The organism is Tepidicaulis marinus, from assembly GCF_000739695.1.
Lineage (GTDB): Bacteria > Pseudomonadota > Alphaproteobacteria > Parvibaculales > Parvibaculaceae > Tepidicaulis > Tepidicaulis marinus.
This window is the reverse complement of record NZ_BBIO01000002.1, coordinates 200,490-218,966: the sequence shown is the minus strand read 5'-3', so window position 1 is coordinate 218,966 and position 18,477 is coordinate 200,490. Positions and strand designations below refer to the sequence as shown.

At 61.1% G+C, this 18,477-nt stretch carries 19 protein-coding genes; 16 read left to right on the top strand and 3 right to left on the bottom strand.

Annotated elements, in window-relative coordinates:
• Positions 1–33: 33 nt before the first annotated feature.
• On the top strand, positions 34–903 hold the full coding sequence (locus M2A_RS03170) for an NAD(P)-dependent oxidoreductase (RefSeq protein WP_045442813.1): 870 nt from the start codon (positions 34–36) through the stop codon (positions 901–903).
• 26 nt (positions 904–929) lie between these two features.
• The gene (locus M2A_RS03165) at positions 930–2,105 is read left to right on the top strand and encodes a type III PLP-dependent enzyme (RefSeq protein WP_052379160.1); all 1,176 of its coding nucleotides are present in this window, start codon (positions 930–932) and stop codon (positions 2,103–2,105) included.
• Between the two features lie 183 nt (positions 2,106–2,288).
• Here M2A_RS03165 and hemB read toward each other — a convergent pair whose 3' ends face one another.
• Positions 2,289–3,248: a porphobilinogen synthase gene (gene hemB, locus M2A_RS03160; protein WP_500797410.1), complete on the bottom strand. Its 960-nt coding sequence runs from the start codon at positions 3,246–3,248 to the stop codon at positions 2,289–2,291.
• 200 nt (positions 3,249–3,448) lie between these two features.
• On the opposite strand from hemB, the gene M2A_RS03155 reads away from it, so the two are divergent.
• From M2A_RS03155 to ldtR, 4 genes are all read left to right on the top strand, one after another.
• Positions 3,449–4,588 (top strand): acyl-CoA dehydrogenase family protein, encoded by a 1,140-nt coding sequence (locus tag M2A_RS03155; protein WP_045442810.1) that lies wholly within the window; start codon positions 3,449–3,451, stop codon positions 4,586–4,588.
• Between the two features lie 8 nt (positions 4,589–4,596).
• A complete protein-coding gene (locus tag M2A_RS03150; protein WP_045442808.1) occupies positions 4,597–5,634 on the top strand; it encodes an enoyl-CoA hydratase/isomerase family protein in 1,038 nt (345 codons plus the stop codon).
• Between the two features lie 80 nt (positions 5,635–5,714).
• Positions 5,715–6,605: a 3-hydroxyisobutyrate dehydrogenase gene (mmsB, locus tag M2A_RS03145; RefSeq protein ID WP_045442807.1), complete on the top strand. Its 891-nt coding sequence runs from the start codon at positions 5,715–5,717 to the stop codon at positions 6,603–6,605.
• Positions 6,606–6,910: 305 nt separating this feature from the next.
• A complete protein-coding gene (gene ldtR / locus M2A_RS03140) occupies positions 6,911–7,423 on the top strand; it encodes a transcriptional regulator LdtR (RefSeq protein WP_439645649.1) in 513 nt (170 codons plus the stop codon).
• Here the strand turns inward: ldtR and M2A_RS03135 are convergent.
• Positions 7,420–8,289, bottom strand: a complete 870-nt coding sequence (locus M2A_RS03135) for a DUF1295 domain-containing protein (RefSeq protein ID WP_197052819.1) — start codon at positions 8,287–8,289, stop codon at positions 7,420–7,422. The genes ldtR and M2A_RS03135 overlap by 4 nt on opposite strands.
• 184 nt (positions 8,290–8,473) lie before the next feature.
• Here M2A_RS03135 and M2A_RS03130 point away from each other — a divergent pair, with 184 nt between their 5' ends.
• From M2A_RS03130 to M2A_RS03115, 4 genes are all read left to right on the top strand, one after another.
• Positions 8,474–9,772, top strand: a complete 1,299-nt coding sequence (locus M2A_RS03130) for a L,D-transpeptidase family protein (protein WP_081875349.1) — start codon at positions 8,474–8,476, stop codon at positions 9,770–9,772.
• Between the two features lie 96 nt (positions 9,773–9,868).
• Positions 9,869–10,642 (top strand): glycerophosphodiester phosphodiesterase family protein, encoded by a 774-nt coding sequence (locus tag M2A_RS03125; protein WP_045442805.1) that lies wholly within the window; start codon positions 9,869–9,871, stop codon positions 10,640–10,642.
• Positions 10,643–10,839: 197 nt separating this feature from the next.
• Positions 10,840–12,051, top strand: coding sequence for a 5-aminolevulinate synthase (hemA, locus tag M2A_RS03120; protein WP_045442803.1), 1,212 nt, complete (start codon positions 10,840–10,842; stop codon positions 12,049–12,051).
• Complete coding sequence (locus tag M2A_RS03115) at positions 12,041–12,340, top strand: DUF6898 family protein (protein WP_045442801.1); 300 nt, start codon at positions 12,041–12,043, stop codon at positions 12,338–12,340. The genes hemA and M2A_RS03115 overlap by 11 nt, the downstream gene beginning before the upstream one ends.
• Positions 12,341–12,376: 36 nt before the next feature.
• Here the strand turns inward: M2A_RS03115 and M2A_RS03110 are convergent, their stop codons facing one another.
• On the bottom strand, positions 12,377–12,814 hold the full coding sequence (locus M2A_RS03110; RefSeq protein WP_045442799.1) for a Ros/MucR family transcriptional regulator: 438 nt from the start codon (positions 12,812–12,814) through the stop codon (positions 12,377–12,379).
• Positions 12,815–13,224: 410 nt separating this feature from the next.
• On the opposite strand from M2A_RS03110, the gene glyA reads away from it, so the two are divergent.
• The 6 genes from glyA to M2A_RS03080 all read left to right on the top strand — a co-directional run bounded on the left by glyA (position 13,225) and on the right by M2A_RS03080 (position 18,471).
• Positions 13,225–14,526, top strand: a complete 1,302-nt coding sequence (glyA, locus tag M2A_RS03105; protein ID WP_045442798.1) for a serine hydroxymethyltransferase — start codon at positions 13,225–13,227, stop codon at positions 14,524–14,526.
• 72 nt (positions 14,527–14,598) lie between these two features.
• Positions 14,599–15,066 carry a transcriptional regulator NrdR gene (gene nrdR / locus M2A_RS03100; RefSeq protein ID WP_045442796.1) on the top strand — a complete coding sequence of 156 codons (468 nt, stop codon included), beginning with the start codon at positions 14,599–14,601 and terminating at the stop codon, positions 15,064–15,066.
• 42 nt (positions 15,067–15,108) lie between these two features.
• Positions 15,109–16,227, top strand: a complete 1,119-nt coding sequence (gene ribD, locus M2A_RS03095; protein WP_052379159.1) for a bifunctional diaminohydroxyphosphoribosylaminopyrimidine deaminase/5-amino-6-(5-phosphoribosylamino)uracil reductase RibD — start codon at positions 15,109–15,111, stop codon at positions 16,225–16,227.
• A 2-nt stretch (positions 16,228–16,229) separates the two neighbouring features.
• Positions 16,230–16,829, top strand: coding sequence for a riboflavin synthase (locus M2A_RS03090; RefSeq protein ID WP_045442794.1), 600 nt, complete (start codon positions 16,230–16,232; stop codon positions 16,827–16,829).
• A gap of 5 nt (positions 16,830–16,834) precedes the next feature.
• Complete coding sequence (ribB, locus tag M2A_RS03085; protein ID WP_045442792.1) at positions 16,835–18,007, top strand: 3,4-dihydroxy-2-butanone-4-phosphate synthase; 1,173 nt, start codon at positions 16,835–16,837, stop codon at positions 18,005–18,007.
• Positions 18,004–18,471, top strand: coding sequence for a 6,7-dimethyl-8-ribityllumazine synthase (locus tag M2A_RS03080; protein ID WP_045442790.1), 468 nt, complete (start codon positions 18,004–18,006; stop codon positions 18,469–18,471). Before ribB ends, M2A_RS03080 begins: the two co-directional genes overlap by 4 nt.
• Positions 18,472–18,477: the final 6 nt, after the last annotated feature.

Sequence of the window (18,477 nt, the reverse complement as noted above, 5' to 3'; positions counted from 1 at the left end):
CCGCCATGACAGATGAGAAATAGTGAGGATCTGATGGGTGTAAAGGCGGCGTTTATCGGGCTTGGCGTGATGGGCTATCCCATGGCTGGCCATCTGCAAAAGGCCGGGCACACGGTCACGGTCTATAACCGCACCGGCGCAAAAGCTGAGGCTTGGAGCAAGGCATTCGGCGGCAAGAATGCCCCGAGCCCGGCGCGGGCGGCGGAAGGAGCCGATTTCGTTTTCACCTGCGTCGGCAATGACGATGATCTGCGCGCGGTCACGCTCGGCCCGGAAGGCGCTTTCGAGGGTATGAAAAGCGGCGCGATTTTCGTCGATCACACCACGGCTTCGGCAATCGTCGCCCGGGAAATTTACGGCGCGGCCATCGCCAAAGGCATCGGCGCCATCGATGCGCCGATTTCCGGCGGCCAAGCCGGGGCGGAAAACGGGGTCCTGACGGTGATGTGCGGCGGCGGCGAAGCGGATTTCGAAAAAGCCGCCCCGGTGATCGATGCCTATGCCCGCTCGGTCAAACTTCTCGGCGGCCCCGGCGCGGGGCAGCTCACCAAAATGGTCAATCAGATCTGTATCGCCGGGCTCGTGCAGGGACTTTCGGAAGGCATTCATTTCGCCAAACAGGCCGGCCTGGACCCTGCCGCCGTTATCGACGTTATTTCAAAAGGCGCCGCCCAGTCCTGGCAGATGGAGAACCGCTATCAAACCATGATCGAGGGCACATTCGATTTCGGCTTCGCGGTCGATTGGATGCGCAAGGACCTTTCGATTTGCCTGGAAGAAGCGCGGCGCAACGGCTCGCATTTGCCGGTCGCAGCTCTTGTAGATCAGTTTTATTCGGAAGTGCAGCAAATGGGCGGCGGGCGCTGGGATACATCGAGCCTCATCGCGCGCCTTGAAAAATAAAACGAACTTGAACGGGAGAAACGCCGATGAAAGCCCGCAGCTTTCCCTCCGTCGCCTCGATCATCGAGCGGCTCAATCCGTCCTACCCGGTGTTCATCGTCTGGCCGGAGGTGTTGAGGGAAAAGGCGCGGCTCTTCGTCGAGCATTTTTCCGGCGACGTTCTTTATGCGGTCAAATGCAATCCCCATCCCTTCGTGTTGAAAGCGCTCAGCGAAGGCGGCATCACTTCTTATGACACAGCCTCGCTGCCGGAGATCGCGGCGGTGCGCGAGCTGCTTCCCGATGCCGATTGTTATTTCAATCACCCGGTAAAAGGGCGCGGGGCGATCGACTCCGCTGCCGATGTTTACGGCATTACGGATTTCGTCGTCGATCATGAAGTGGAGATCGACAAGATCGAGGAAATCGCCGGGCGCGATGTCACGGTTGCTGTGCGTTTTGAAACGGATGGCAAGGGCGCCGTCTATAATCTTTCGAGCAAGTTCGGCGCACCGCCGGAAGAAGCCGTGCGGCTTCTCAAGATCGTCCATGAGCGGGGCATGCGCGCCGGGCTCACCTTTCATGTCGGCAGCCAGTGTCTCGATCCGGATGCCTATCGCAGCGCTTTGAAACGCGCCGTCGAGATCATGGAAAAGGCGGATGTGCCGCTTCAGTTCCTCGACATCGGCGGCGGCTTCCCCGCGCCTTATGCGGGCGTGCATGTGGATCTTGAAGCGATGCTGGCCGATATCGCCGCTGCCGTGAAAGAACTCGGCATCACGCTGCCGCTCCTTTGCGAGCCGGGCCGCGCGCTCGTCGCCGATGGCTGCTCGCTGCTCTTGCAGGTGCATCTTCGGAAAGGTGATGCGATTTATGTGAATGAGGGGATTTACGGTTGTCTCTCGGAGGTCAATATCGGCAATTTCGTCATGCCGGCCCGCGCTTTCGGCAAGGGCGGGCGGGCGCTGACCGGCGCGCCGAAAGCCTTCCGCGTGTTCGGGCCGACCTGCGACAGTCTTGATGTGATGGACGGGCCTTTCCTCGTGCCGGACGATATCGAGGAAGGCGACTGGATCGAGGTCGGGCTGATGGGCGCATATTCGCTAGCGCTGGCCACGGGCTTCAACGGCTTCGTCACCGACACGGTGCTGCGCGTCGACGGGCGCCCGCATTGGCTTGAAGAGGCCATGCCGCTTGCCGAGGCGGAGACGCTGTCGGCGTGAGGGACGTGTGCTACGCTCACGCACTCTCACCTGGCGCATAGTCAGTGTGGACCCCGGCACGGGGGCCGGGGTGACAACCTGAGTAAGTTGCAGAGCAATGCCTTACACCAGTCACCAGATGTCACCCCGGGCTTGACCCGGGGTCCAAGCAGCCTCACACCACGCCGCAGATATAGGTGGGCGTCAGCGCTGCAGCAGCTCCGCCGCTTCCTTCGCGAAATAGGTGAGCACCCCGTCGCCGCCGGCGCGTTTGAAACCGAGCAGGCTTTCCAGGATGACGCGCTCGCGGTCGAGCCAGCCCTGGTCGCAGGCTCCGGCCAGCATCGAGTATTCGCCGGACACCTGATAGGCGAAAGTCGGGACGGCGAAGGCCTGCTTCACTTTCGTCACGATGTCGAGATAGGGCATGCCCGGCTTGACCATGACCATGTCCGCGCCCTCGGCAATGTCGAGGCCGACTTCGCGCAGCGCTTCGTCGGAATTCGCTGCGTCCATTTGGTAGGTGCGCTTGTCGCCTTTGAGGGCGGCGGTCGAGCCGATGGCGTCCCGGAAAGGGCCATAGAAGGCGGAGGCGTATTTCGCCGCATAGGCCATGATCTGCGTGTCCTGGTGCCCGGCGCTTTCCAGCGCGGCGCGGATGGCGCCGATGCGCCCGTCCATCATGTCGGAGGGGGCGATGATGTCGCAGCCGGCGTCCACCTGGATCAGTGCCTGGCGCACCAGCACTTCAACGGTTTCATCGTTGAGGATGATGCCGTCCTTCAAAAGCCCGTCATGACCGTGGCTCGTATAAGGATCGAGCGCCACATCGCAGAGGATACCGACCTCCGGCACGGCCTTTTTGACGGCCCGTACCGTGCGGCAGACGAGATTGTTCTCATCGGTCGCCAGCGTGCCCGTCTCGTTCCGGCTTGTGCCGTCGGTGTAAGGAAAGAGCGCGATCACGGGAATGCCGAGTTTGGCGGCTTCCTCCGCCGCCTTCACTGCCTCACCGATGCCCAGCCGGTCTACCCCCGGCATGGAGGCGATGGGGCTGCGGCCCGGCTCTTCCTGCAGGAAAAGCGGCCAGATCAGATCATTGACCGAAAGAGTGTTCTCGGCGACGAGACGCCGCGCCCAGTCCGCCTTGCGGTTCCGGCGCATGCGGGTTCCCGGAAAAGCCGCGCCCGAAGACGCAGGGGAACCGAAGGATGGCGGGTTCTTTGTCATGGAGCATCTCATATCCCGGTCAAGAGGCGGTTGCAATGCCGCTCGAAGCCGCGTTATCACCCTTTGCAAACGGGCTCGGCTTCCTGCAAGGCCGGTTCAGAACCCGCCCAAGAACCCGTTATGGGAGGATCGTCATGCAATTCGAGCTCGATGAACAGCAGCGCGCCATTCAGGATATGGCGGCGCAATTTGCCGCCGATAAATTGGCCCCCCATGCCGCCGAATGGGACAGAACCTCGCATTTTCCCGTGGATGTGATGCGCGAGGCGGCGGGCCTCGGCTTTGCCGGGATTTACGTGCGCGAGGATGTGGGGGGCTCGGCGCTCACCCGGCTCGATGCGGCGCTGATCTTCGAGGCGCTGTCGCGGGGCTGCACTTCCACGGCGTCTTTCATCTCGATCCATAATATGGCGTCCTGGATGATCGACACCTACGGGACGGAAGAGCAGCGCCAGAAATACCTGCCCGATCTCACCTCCATGAAAAAGATCGCAAGCTACTGCCTGACGGAGCCGGGCTCGGGCTCGGATGCGGCCTCGCTGCGCACCAAGGCGGTGAAGGAGGGGGACGAATACGTTCTCAATGGCGGCAAGGCTTTCATTTCCGGCGCCGGTGTTTCGGACATTTATGTCTGCATGGTGCGAACGGGCGGCGAAGGCGCGAAGGGCATATCCTGCCTGATCATCGAAAAGGACATGCCGGGCGTTTCCTTCGGCGCGGACGAAAAGAAGATGGGCTGGAAAAGCCAGCCGACGCGGCAGGTGATTTTCGAGGATGCGCGCGTGCCCGCGGCCAATCTTCTGGGCGCGGAAGACCAGGGGTTCAAGATCGCCATGAGCGGGCTCGATGGGGGCCGGCTGAATATCGGCGCCTGTTCTCTCGGCACGGCGCGCGGGGCGCTTGAAACGGCACGTACCTATATGAAGGAGCGCGAGCAGTTCGGCCGCCCGCTTGCCGATTTTCAGGCCTTGCAGTTCAAACTTGCCGATATGGCGACGGAGCTGGAAGCCGCCCGGCTTCTGCTTCTCCAAGCCGCCGTCAAGGTGGATGCGAAGACGCATGACGCCACGATGTTCGCGGCCATGGCTAAGCGTTTTGCTACGGACACGGGTTTCCGTGTGGCGAACGAGGCGCTGCAGATCCATGGCGGCTATGGCTATCTGAACGATTACCCGCTGGAGCGGCATGTGCGCGACCTACGCGTCCATCAGATCCTCGAGGGCACGAATGAGATCATGCGCGTCATCATCGCGCGCGAACTATTGAAGGAGTAAGGCTTCTCATGAGTGAGGAAGAAGTCCTGTTCGAGCGCGAAGGCGCTGCCGGGTTTGTGACGCTGAACCGGCCGAAGGCGCTGAACGCGCTGACGCTTGCCATGGTGCGCGCGCTGCATCCTCAGCTTGAGGCCTGGGCGGCGGACGAGGCCGTCTCTTGCGTTGTGGTGCAAGGGGCAGGCGAGAAAGCTTTTTGCGCGGGCGGGGACATTCGCGCGCTGCATGATTGGGGCAAAGCGAAAGACCGCACACAGATTGATTTTTACCGGGAAGAGTACCGGCTCAACCGCTTCATCAAAAAATATCCCAAGCCTTATGTGGCGCTAATCGACGGGATCGATATGGGCGGCGGCGTCGGCCTTTCCATCCACGGCGCGCACCGGGTGGTGAGCGAGCGCACGCTTTTTGCGATGCCGGAAACGGGGATCGGCCTTTTTCCGGATGTGGGCGGGACCTATTTCCTGCCGCGCTGCCCCGGTGAGGTCGGCATGTATCTGGCGCTGACCGGCGCGCGGCTGAAAGCGGCGGACTGTCTTTATGCCGGCCTTGCCGATGCGTTCGTGCCGTCCGAAAAACTGGAAGAATTGAAGGCCGCGCTCGCCAAGGGCGATGCGGCGCCGGGCGAGGTCGTGGCGCGTTTCAGCGAACCTGCAGGAGGTGCGCCGCTTGCCGAAGTGCGCGCGGCGATTGACACGCATTTTGCCGGGGAAAGCGTCGAGGAAATTCTCGCCTCCCTCGATGCGGCGGGCAGCGACTGGGCGCAGGAGACGGCGAAGACCATCCGCGCCAAGAGCCCGCTTTCAACCAAAGTTGCCTTTGCACAGGTACGTGCCGGCGCGAAACTCGATTTCGACGCCGCTATGCAGCTTGAGTTCCGCCTGACGAACCGCTTCATGGCGGGGCATGATTTTTACGAAGGGGTGCGGGCGGTCGTGATCGACAAGGATCAGGCGCCGAAATGGGACCCGGCCACGCTGGAGGGTGTCAGCGATGAGATGGTGCGGGCATATTTCGCGGATCTGGGTGCGGACGAGCTGACGTTTTAAGGTGACGCGGCTGGCTATCAATCACCGTTATGCTCCGGTCAGGCCGCGCAAAACGGAACAATAGGAAGCGGGAGGAAGAGATGACGGCGATCGGCTTTATCGGGCTTGGAAATATGGGCGGGCCCATGGCGCTCAATCTGGTCAAGGCGGGCCATGAGCTGACCGTCTTCGATCTCTCCAAAGAAGCTGTGGACACGCTGGTGGCGGCGGGTGCGAAAGCGGCGGCGACGGCGGGCGATGCCGCCAAAGGCGCGGAGGCCGTGGTGACGATGCTGCCTGCGGGCCCCCATGTCGAAAGCGTTTATCTCGGCAAGGACGGGCTTCTGGCCCAAGCCGGGAAAGGCACGCTCTTCATCGATTCCTCGACCATCGATGTACCGACCGCGCGCAAGGTGATCGGCCTTGCCCGCGAGGCCGGGATGGAAATGGTGGACGCCCCCGTTTCGGGCGGCGTCGGCGGGGCGCAGGCCGGCACGCTCACCTTCATGGTCGGCGGGGAGAAAGCTGCTTTCGATCAGGCCAAGCCCTTGCTCGACATCATGGGCAAGAATGTGTTCCACGCAGGCGCCGCGGGAAACGGCCAGGTTGCCAAGGTCTGCAACAATATGCTGCTCGGCATTTCCATGATCGGCACGAGCGAGGCATTTTTGCTGGCCGAAAAGCTGGGCCTGGATGCGCAGACGCTGTTCGATATTTCCTCGACCGCGTCCGGCCAGTGCTGGTCCATGACCTCTTACTGCCCGGTGCCGGGGCCGGTGCCCGCATCGCCCGCCAATAATGATTACAAGCCCGGCTTCACCGCGGCGATGATGCTGAAGGATTTGCGCCTTGCGCAGGAGGCCGCGCAGAGTGCCCATGCCGCAACTCCGCTCGGCGCCATGGCCGCCTCGCTTTATGCGATGGTCGAAGCCTCGGGGCAGGACAGCATCGACTTTTCCGGAATCATCAAATTGCTGCGCGGTGAACTTTAAGGTTTTCCATTAAAGCCCGCGCCGCGCTGCTGTGCCGAACTGGGGCAGCTGCGGGCGGGCGGCGGCCCTTTGTTTAGCCGGTATTAAGCATGGCCGCATGTCTTTGCGGGCCGCCCGCGCAGAATTGCGAAATTTATATCAGAAATCGCTGCAAATTTTTGCGAAAGGCAAAATGCGAACATTTGCTTTAAGGGCTCATTAGTCCAGCTCTCTTAAGCTCTTGTCCATGGCAGACGTACGTCCCGGGCACTGCTTATCTGTGCAAAAGGGGGGTGTGCGGGGATAAGTAGTTTGAGGATTAGATGATGCATTCGATGAGCAGCAACGCGGCAGAAGCCACGGCGGGCAATGAGGCCACCGAAAGCCATGACGTCTATCTCAAATCGTTGACGCTTGTAGAGCGGCTTCACCGCCGTCTTCTGGATGTGATCAAGGATGAATTGGACCGGATGGGCAACACGGAAATCAACAGCGTCCAAGCGCTCTTGATTTTCAACATTGGCAACCAGGAAATGACGGCGGGCGAACTGCGCACGCGCGGCCACTATCTCGGGTCCAACGTCTCCTACAATTTGAAGAAGCTGGTCGAGGCCGGTTACATCAACCACCAGCGCTCCGATCAGGACCGCCGCTCGGTGCGTGTGAAGCTGACCGAAATGGGCCACGAAATCCGCGAAGTCGTGGAAGCGCTCTACGACCGCCATTGGCAGCAGCTCGAACAGGTTGCGGATATCCGCATGGACGAGCTGGAAATGCTGAACTCGACACTGTTTAAGCTTGAACGCTTCTGGACGGATCAGATCCGCTTCCGCCTCTAAGTACTGCGTTTATCGGCGTTCGAGATTTTGTGCCGTTTCCTCCAGCCTGGAGGGAGCGGCACAAATGCATTTACACGGGTCTTATAGTCTTCATAGTCCGGGCGCCGCTTGGCGATGGTCTTTTCCAACAGCCGCACGCCCGAGACCCGGAGCAGAAGGAAAGTCATGAGCACCGGCGCGAAGAATGCCCAGCGCGCCGCTTCCGTTTCCGCCGCCAGCAGGAAAAGCCCCCACCAGAGCATCGCATTGCCGAAATAATTCGGATGGCGGCTCCAGCCCCAAAGCCCCCGGTCCATCACCTTTCCCTCGTTTTCAGGATTGGCCTTGAACGCATGTAATTGCGCATCCGCTGCCGCCTCGAGCGCGAAGCCGAGGAGAAAGAGCGCGGTGCCCAAAATGCCGAACAGCCCGAGCGGGGGGCTGGGCACGGTGAGAAGGGCCAATTGCAGCGGCAGGGCGATCAGCCACATGAGCGCGGCTTGCAGGCCGAAAACCGTGTAAAGGCTCACCCGGCCAAAGCGGCCTGCGTGATGGGCGCGCATGGCGGCATAGCGCCTGTCTTCTTCGCCGTGAGCAAGCCAGCGTCCGGCCAGATAGAAGCCGAGGCGGATTGCCCAAAAGCTCGTCAGGAAAACCAGCAGCAAAGTGAAAGGGGTGATGTTGCGCGTGAGAATTAGCAGCGTCCACAGAATGACGGCAAAGCCCGGTGCCCAGAAGGCGTCCACCATGCTCACGTCGCGCCGCTTCAGGCTCCACAGCCAGATGGCCGCCATCAGCGCGGCAACCGTCAGGGCGCTCGCCAGAAGGTAGAGCGGCCAGGAGGCCATGAGGCGGGGCTCGATCAGGGTAAAGGGTGTGCTTTCCATGGTGAGTCCGGAGTTTGGCTGAAATCTTTGCGTTTGGCATCTGCCTTGCTGCGTGAAGCCCAAGAGGCGCGGGTTACCGCCGAAAGTGAGGCTTTCTGTCTCATTTAAGGTCATTTAGGCCGAATCGGTTTGACTTCCGCGCCCCGTTAACGGACCGTTAACTCCTTGGGCAAGGTGGGCAATCGTGAAGGATCTGGGAGCTTGGGGGCATAAGCGGCAGGGCGCGGCGCGGTTTTCCGCGCGCGTGGCCATTTTGCTATGCGCCGCAGCTTTCTCGTTCGCCTCGCTCCCGGCGAAAGCCGCCAATGAGGCCTTCGACCCCTGGAAATTGCAATGGGTGGACCCCTGGGCGACCTCTTCGCAAGCGGAGGTAACGGAGAGCCGGGTCAGCCGCTCGACCATCCCGACGCTGGGTGATGCCGGTTTCTGGCCGCTGCTGCGCGCCATGTCCATGTATGAGCAGATTCAGGAATGGGGCGGCTGGAAGCCCATTCCCAATGGCGAGAAGATCGAAAAAGGCATGCGCGATCCGCGCCTCGCGCTGATCCGGGAGCGGCTGGTGGCGACGGGCGATCTGGCGGCCTCCGGCGGCGATCCCAATGTCTACGATGAGAGCGTTTTCGATGCGGTGCGCCGCTTTCAAAGCCGCCATGGGCTGACGCCGGACGGCATTATCGGCACGCGCACGCTTGCCGCCATGAATGTGCCGGTGGAAACGCGGATCAAGCAGCTTGCCGTCAACCTGAAACGCCTCAACGAGCAATCGGCCACGCTCGGCCGGCGCTATGTTTTCGTGAATATTGCAGGCCAGGAAGTCGAAGCCGTCTCGGACGGGCGCGTCGAGCTGCGCCGCCGCGTCATTGTCGGCAAGACCGACCGGCAGACGCCGGAATATGAAAGCAAGATCACCTTCATCGCCTTCAATCCTTATTGGAACGTGCCGCAAAGCATCGCCAAGAAAGACATTATCCCGAAGGCAATCCGCGATCCGGGCTATCTGAAACGCATGGGCATCCGCGTGCTGTCCGATTACGGGCCCAATCCGCGCGAGCTTAATCCTTACAATGTGGACTGGTCTTCGCCCGCCGCCGAGCGTCTGCGTCTGCGCCAGGACCCGAGCCGGCGCAATTCGCTGGGCACGGTGAAAATTCATTTCCCGAACCCGCATGCCGTTTATCTGCACGACACGCCCTCCAAGAGCCTTTTCGGGCGCAATGCGCGCGCTTATTCCTCCGGCTGTGTGCGGGTGGATAAGGTGCATGATCTGGTTGCCTGGCTGCTTGAGGAGACAGAGGGCTGGGACCGGCGCAAGGTGGACAGCACCGTTGCCTCCGGCAACCGCATGGATGTGGCTTTGGGGGAGCCCGTGCCGGTCTATCTTCTTTATCTGACCGCCTGGGTGAGCGCGGACGGCGTGGTGAATTTCCGCGACGATATTTACAGCCTCGACAAACGCGTGCGCACCACTTCTCTCACAGAGTAGGCATCATCCGACGCCGCAGCGCCGCCATTCATTTCCGGCTTGGCGCGGCGAGGGCGCGGGCCTAGTTTCTAAGCCGGTTCCAGGCAGGGAGGGAGCATGCGGCCAGCGAAATTTCCATATCTTGAATCGAACGGCCTTTTGGCCTTTGCCCACCGGGGCGGGGCGAATGTGCATCCGGAAAACACCATGCCGGCCTTCGAGCATGCGATCTCGCTCGGCTATCGTTATATCGAAACGGATGTTCATGCGACCAAGGACGGCGTGCTGCTTGCCTTTCACGATGACAGGCTCGACCGGGTGACGGACAAGACCGGTATCATCGCTGAAATGACCTATGACGAGGTGCGCGGCGCCAAGGTGGAAGGCAAAGAACCGATCCCGCTCATGGCAGATCTTCTGAGCGCTTTTCCGGCTGTAAAAATCAATATCGATCCGAAGGCGGATAATGCGGTCGCCCCGCTCATCGACGTGCTCAAGGAGGCCCGGGCGACGGAGCGGGTGGGGATCGGCTCATTTTCCGATGCCCGGCTTGCCGCCATGCGCGCGGCGCTCGGCCCGGGGCTGTGCACGAGCATGGGCCCCATCGCCGCAACGCGGCTGAGACTTGGAAGCTTTCTCGGCCCGTTCAAAGGCTTGCTCGGCGGCTTTGCGGCAGGCTGCGCCCAATTGCCGGTTTACCAGTCCGGATTGCGGCTAATCGACCGGCGGATGGTCGATCATGCCCATGCGCTGGGGCTGCAAATCCATGTCTGGACCATCGATGACCCGGCAGAAATGCACCGGTTGATCGATTTGGGCGTGGACGGGCTGATGACCGACGAGCCGGAGGTGCTGAAATCGGTTCTGGAAGCGCGGGGCCTATGGGAGTAAAAAGAGCTAAGTGACTGTCCGGCTGCGACAATTCGCGGCTGGCCAGACTCAGGTCCGGCGGCCTTAATGGCCGCGGCCGCTGCGCCCTCGGGCCCCCGCGTTAAGCACCATTCAATCTGGATGCGGGAAACTGAGGGCACGCGGCGGGCCAGGCCGGAAACGGCCGGGACCGGAGTACGACATAGAGGACCGACGTTATGGATTATGAGGGCTTGCTCTGCGATGCGCTGAACACCGTCAAGCGGGAAGGGCGCTACCGTGTGTTTGCCGATCTTCTGCGCCATCGCGGCTCGTTTCCGCGCGCCACGCTGCATACGGATGAGGGCAAGCGCGATATCGTCGTCTGGTGCTCGAACGATTATCTGGGCATGGGCCAGCACCCGGTGGTGCTCGATGCCATGAAGGATGCGCTCGACAAGCACGGCGCCGGCTCCGGCGGCACCCGCAACATTGCCGGCACGACCCATTACCACGTCGAACTGGAAAAAGAGCTGGCCTCGCTGCACCAGAAGGAAGCGGCGCTGCTTTTCACCTCCGGCTACAACGCCAATGACGCGACGCTCGCCACGCTCTCGAAAGTCTTCGGCGACTGCCTGATCATTTCCGACGAGATGAACCATGCCTCGATGATCGAGGGTATCCGGCGCGGTAAGGGGCCGAAGCGGGTTTGGCGGCATAATGATCTCGGCCATCTGGAAGAGCTGCTCTCGCAAGCGGACCCCAATCAGGCGAAGATCGTCGCCTTCGAATCCGTTTATTCCATGGATGGCGATATTGCGCCGATCGGTGAGATTTGCGATCTCGCGCGCAAATACAATGCGCTGACCTATCTCGATGAAGTGCATGCGGTCGGCCTTTACGGGCGGCATGGCGGCGGCGTTGCCGAGCGGGACGGGGTACTCGACAAGGTGGATATTATCGAAGGCACGCTGGCCAAAGGGTTCGGCGTGATGGGCGGCTATATCGCGGCAAGCTCCGTACTGGTGGATGTGGTGCGCTCCTATGCGCCGGGCTTCATCTTCTCCACGTCGCTGGCGCCCACCATTGCGGCAGGCGTTCTGGCGAGCGTGCGGCATTTGAAGCGCGACAACAATATTCGCGGCCAGCATCAGGAACGTTCAGCAAAGCTGAAGCGCATGCTGGCGGATCGCGGGCTGCCGGTTCTGATGTGCGAAAGTCATATCGTCCCGGTGATGGTGTGGGACCCGGTCCTGTGCAAGGAAGTCGCGGACGAATTGCTCGACACTTACGGCATGTATGTGCAGCCGATCAATTATCCGACCGTGCCGCGCGGCACGGAGCGGCTGCGCTTCACGCCCTCGCCTTATCACACCGATGAGATGATGGAAGCTCTTGTGGATGCGCTGGACAAGGTCTGGACCCAGCGCAACTTGAAGCGTGCCGCCTGATCGCAGCGGCAAGGGCCGCCCCGGCGAAGCCTCTGGAGGCAGCCGGGAGGTTTATCTTGAAGTCCATCCCGCGTCGGGCGGTTTTGTGAAGGTCTGCGCCATCGATGCGGAAACGGGGCTGGAAGTTTCCATCGTCGGCTCGTCGAAAGCGCCGCAAGCGGAACTCGAACGCGTGGCGATCAACAAGCTGCGCTATGTAATGGAACGGGACGCCAAATCCAAAAAAGATAAACCGTCTAAAGATAAACCGTCTTCAGGCGGGGATGATGGTGGCGGTATTCTTATCTAGACTGGATCGAAGAGGTGGGCAGGCAGGCGGGCTTAGTCAGCGTTTGCGCCGGCCGCTGCTGGCTGCCTGGCCGAGGCCGATTTCCTTGGCAAGCTGCGAGCGCTGGGCGGCGTAATTCGGCGCCACCATGGGATAGTCTGCCGGCAGGTTCCAACGTGCGCGGTATTCTTCCGGCGACATGTTGTACCGTGAGCGCAAATAGCGCTTGAGCATTTTCAACCGCTTGCCGTCTTCCAAACAAATTAGATATTCGGGCGTGATCGACTTCTTTACGGGTACCGCAGGATCGAGTTCCGTCTTGCCGATTTCCGTATTGCCGCCCAAAGACAGCAATGTGTCGTGCATCGTCTTGATCATTGCCGGCAATTCGGCGGCGGCGACGGCGTTATTGCTGACATAGGCGGAAACGATTTCCGATGCCAACTCCAAAGCTTCAGCCCGCGATATGCCCTGGTGGTCTGTTTTGCTGGTCATCTGTGGGCCTTGCGCGACACGTCAATAAACTTAATTACCATTAGCGGATGCGATTTATGAACAAGGATGAAGGAAAAATCAAGTAGAACGACAGATTTTCCATTGCATGCCACTCATTAAATACAGCAACGTCAGATCAATTTATGGTTAATTGCCCCAAACTGTAGAGATTGTTCACAAAATTGGAAACAGAAAACAAACAACAAACGGTGTGTTTTCTTGGAATGTCTTCCTATTTTACAAAGCAGTTGGGTAATGGAGGCTTCCTCATCAAGTCTTTAGCTGCGCGCTTGGCGGGCATGGGCGCATATGCTAAGAGGCCAGAATATTGGGCCCGGAAGATACAAGATATGGTAGCTATCTTCCGGTAGAGGCCCTTGCGTCTTCCTTTGGTATCAAGAGGTCAGATCATGGCGGTGAGCGACGCGGCATCCGGTAGCGCGACGACGGCGTTTTTTACTCAAGGGCTCGCGGAGCGGGACCCTGAAATCCTGGATGCGATCGAGCAGGAGCTGCGCCGGCAGCGCGAGCAGATCGAACTGATTGCCTCGGAGAACATCGTCTCGCAGGCCGTGCTCGAAGCCCAGGGCTCGATCATGACCAACAAATATGCCGAAGGCTATCCGGGCAAGCGCTATTACGGCGGCTGCGAGTTCGTTGATGTGGCCGAAAAGCTGGCCATCGACCGCGCCAAGAAACTATTCGACTGCGCCTATGTCAACGTGCAGCCCAATTCCGGCTCCCAGGCCAATCAGGGCGCCATGATGGCGCTGATCAAGCCGGGCGATACGATTCTCGGCATGAGCCTTGCCGCGGGCGGTCACCTGACCCATGGCGCGCCACCGAACCAGTCCGGTAAATGGTTCAACGCCGTTCAATATGGCGTGCGCCAGCAGGACCACCTGATCGACATGGACGAGGTGGAAACCCTTGCGAAGCAGCACAAGCCGCAGCTCATTATTGCAGGCGGCTCGGCTTATCCGCGCGTTATCGACTTCAAGGCTTTCCGTGAAATCGCCGATTCCGTGGGCGCCTATCTCATGGTGGATATGGCGCATTTCGCCGGTCTCGTCGCAGGCGGGGCGCATCCAAGCCCGCTGCCATACGCCGATGTCGTCACCACGACGACGCACAAGACCCTGCGCGGCCCGCGCGGCGGCATGATCCTTTCCAACAATGAAGAGCTCGGCAAGAAGATCAATTCGGCGATCTTCCCCGGCATTCAAGGCGGCCCGCTCATGCATGTGATCGCGGGCAAGGCCGTGGCCTTCGGTGAAGCGCTGCAGCCCTCCTTCAAGCTTTATGCGCAGGCCGTGGTGGACAATGCCCGCGCGCTTGCCGCAACGCTTGCCTCAAACGGTGTGGATATCGTTTCCGGCGGCACCGACACGCATTTGATGCTGGTCGATCTGCGCCCGAAGAAACTCACCGGCAAGGTGGCGGAAGCCGCCCTTGAGCGCGCGCATATCACCTGCAACAAGAACGGCATTCCCTTCGATCCTGAAAAGCCGATGATCACCTCGGGCGTGCGGCTCGGCACACCGGCGGGCACGACGCGCGGTTTCGGTGTGGCGGAATTCAGGGAAGTGGGCGAGCTGATTTCAGAAGTACTCACGGGGCTGTCGGAAAATGGCGATGAGGGCAACGGCGCGGTCGAAGCCTCGGTGCGCGAACGCGTGCTCGGCCTGTGCCAGCGGTTTCCGATTTACTGATCACGCAGGATAGAAGGGGCAGCCGGCCGGGCCTCAGCCCGAGCTTGGGCCCGGTTGGAGGGGAAGAAAACCATGCGGTGTCCTTATTGCGGCAACGAAGACACTCAGGTGAAGGATTCCCGTCCGACGGAGGACAACAATGCCATAAGGCGGCGGCGCGCCTGCATGGCCTGCGGCGGCCGGTTTACGACGTTCGAGCGGGTGCAGCTGCGCGAGCTGACGATCATCAAGACCAATGGCCGCCGGGTTCCCTTCGACCGGGACAAGCTGATGCGCTCGGTGCAAATCGCCATGCGAAAAAGGCCGGTTGAGAGCGAACGGGTCGAGCGTATGGTGAGCGGGATCGTGCGGCGCTTGGAAAGCATGGGGGAATCCGACATTCCCTCCCAGGTGCTGGGCGAAATGGTGATGGAGGGGCTGCGGACCCTCGACGATGTGGCTTATGTGCGCTTTGCGTCCGTTTACCGGGATTTCCGCGAAGCCAAGGATTTTGAAGACGTTATTGGCGAGCTTTCCGGACCGGAAGATATTCCAGGCTGATCCGGCAAGGCTCCTTCGGCAAGAAGGCTGCAAAGGATTGGCATGAGCGGGCCGGACGACATCAGATACATGAAGCTGGCGCTGCATCTGGCGCAGCGGGGGCTGGGCCGTGTGGCGCCCAACCCGGCGGTCGGCTGCGTGCTGGTGGCGCCTGAGAGCGGGCGTATTCTGGCGCGCGGCTGGACGCAGCCGGGCGGGCGGCCCCATGCGGAAGTTCACGCGCTGAACAAAATTGGCGGCAAGGCGAAAGGCGCAACGGCTTATGTGACGCTCGAGCCCTGCGCCCATCACGGCAAGACGCCGCCTTGCGCCGAAGCCTTGATCGAGGCAGGCGTGACCCGCGTCGTCAGCGCCATGACGGACCCGGACCCGCGTGTTTCCGGCAAGGGGCACGAGATGCTCCGTAAAGCCGGGATCGAGGTGGTGGAAGGCGTTCTGGAAGAGGACGCCTATCACCTCAATGAAGGCTTCGTTCTGAAAGTGCGCGAAGGCCGCCCCCTGGTGATGCTGAAGCTGGCGAGCTCGCTCGATGGGCGCACCGCTACCCATGACGGGGAAAGCCAGTGGATCACGGGCGAGGCGGCGCGCAACCGCGGGCACCTGATGCGCGCGGAAGCCGATGCCATCATGATCGGCAGCGCGACGGCGATCGTCGACGATCCGACGCTGACGTGCCGCCTGCCGGGGCTTGGCCAGCACTCGCCGGTGCGCATCGTGGCCGACGGGCGGCTGCGTATGCAGCTCACCTCGAAACTGGTGCAGAGCGCGGCGAAAGTGCCGCTCTGGATTTTAACGCTGCCGGACGGGGATGAAGACCGGCGCGCGGCCTTTCTCGATTGCGGCGCGGAGCTGATCGAGGTGCCGCGCGGGCAGGGCGGGCTCATGGATATGAAAGCCGCCTTGCAGGAAATCGGCGCGCGGGGCATTACCCGCCTCATGGTGGAAGGCGGCTCGCGGCTTGCCTCTTCGCTGGTGCAAGCCGGGCTCGTCGACCGGATCGACTGGTTTCAGGCGCCCAAGCTCATTGGCGGGGACGGCTATCCCGCCCTTGCCGCGCTCGGTGTGCAGAAGATGGATGAGGCGCCGGTGCTGGAGCGGCGTCAGGTATTGGCGCTGGGCGAGGACTCGCTGCAGCGCTTCAGTTTCCGCCGGCAGGAGTAAGCATGTTCACAGGCATCATCACGGATATCGGGCGGCTGCGGTCGATGGAAAAGAGAGGCGACACGCGCCTTGTCATCGAAACGGCATATGATGCCGCTGGCATCGAGCTTGGCGCGTCCATCGCCTGTGACGGGGCGTGCTTGACCGTGATCGAGCGCGGCGCGCAGAACGGGCAGAACTGGTTCGCCGTCGAAGCCTCGCAGGAGACGTTGGACTGCACGACGCTCGGCACTTGGAAAGAAGGCCAGCGCATCAATCTGGAGCGCGCGCTGAAAGTCGGCGACGAGCTTGGCGGGCATATCGTTTCGGGCCATGTGGACGGCGTCGGCAAAATCCTCGACATCCGCCCGGAAGGGGATTCCGTGCGCTTTACTTTCGAAGCGCCGGAAGACCTTAAAAAATTCATTGCCGAAAAAGGCTCCGTCACCCTTAACGGCACCTCGCTGACCGTGAACGAGGTGAAAGGCAACCGCTTCGGCGTCAACATCATTCCCCACACCCAGGCCGTCACCACCTGGGGCACCGCAAAGGCGGGGGATGCAGTTAATCTTGAAATTGATATGCTGGCCCGCTATGTCGCCCGCCTAAGGCAAGAGGACTAAGATCTGTGTATAAGGAATTTCTATCGCCCATCGAAGACGTCATCGAAGACGCGCGGAATGGCAAAATGTTCATTCTCGTGGACGCCGAGGACCGGGAAAACGAGGGCGATCTCGTCATCCCCGCGCAGATGGCGACGCCCGAGGCGGTTAATTTCATGGCGAAATACGGCCGCGGCCTGATCTGTCTTTCCATGACGGGCGAGCGGGCCAAGCAGCTCAATCTGCAGCTGATGTCGAATACCAATCAGTCGCGCCATCAGACGGCTTTCACCGTCTCCATCGAAGCGCGCGAGGGCATTACGACCGGTATTTCCGCCCATGACCGCGCGCGTACGATTTCCGTCGCCATCGACCCGACGAAAGCCGAGCGCGATATCGTTTCGCCGGGCCACGTCTTCCCGCTGGTCGCCCGTGACGGCGGCGTTCTGGTGCGTGCCGGGCACACGGAAGCGGCGGTCGATATTGCCCGCCTGGCCGGGCTTTATCCGGCGGGCGTGATCTGCGAGATCATGAATGAAGACGGCACCATGGCGCGCCTGCCCGATCTCGTGCAGTTCGCGCAATTGCACGGGCTGAAGATCGCGACGATCGCCGATCTCATCGCCTACCGGCGCAAGCACGACAATCTCATTCACCGGGCCATCGAAACGGAAATCGACACGCGTTATGGCGGCAAGTTCGATCTCAAAGTCTATCTCAACACGGTGGAATATGCCGAGCATATCGCGCTGGTGAAGGGCGATATCTCGACGCCCGAACCCGTACTGGTGCGCATGCATGCGATCAATGTGTTCGACGACATGCTGGGCGCGGAAGGCAAGCTCAATACCCATGGGGGGCGGGCCGACCTTTTGCAAAATTCCATGCGCATCATCGAGGAAGAAGGGCGCGGCGTGATCGTGCTCATCCGCGACACGACGGCAACGGTCGTCTCGGATATGCTGCTGCATAAGGGCGATGATGACGGCCAGTCCATGCCGCGCCGGTTGCGCGAATATGGTGTGGGCGCGCAGATCCTGCTCGATCTGGGCATTCACAACATGGTGCTGCTTTCCGATACGACGCGCCAGGTAGTCGGCCTTGACGGCTACGATCTGCATATTGTCGGGCAGGAGCCGATCTCGGATAATCCGCGCCTTCAGAAGTCTTCGAAAAACAAAGCCGAGGCCACATCGTGAGCAAGTCTTCCCACATCCTCATCGTCGAAGCCCGTTTCTATGAGGACATTACCGACGAGCTGGCGCGGGGCGCGATTGCCGAAATCGAAAAGCGCGGCGGCACGTATGAGCGCATCGCGGTGCCGGGCGTGCTGGAAGTGCCGGGCGCGGTCAAATTCGCGCTCGATGCCATGTCGCGCCGGGTTATCGAAAAACCCTTCGACGGCTTCGTGGCGCTTGGCTGCGTGATCCGCGGCGAAACTACCCATTACGACACGGTATGCAATGAAAGCGCCCGCGCGTTGATGGACCTGACCATCGAGCATTCGCTGGCGCTCGGCAACGGCATTCAGACCGTGGAAAACGGTGATCAGGCCTGGGCCCGCGCCAAGGTGGACAAGAAGAACAAAGGCGGCGGGGCGGCGGCGGCTTGCCTCGACATGATCGAACTCAAAGGCAAGCTCGGCTTGCTGGGCGGGCGGTGAGCTGAC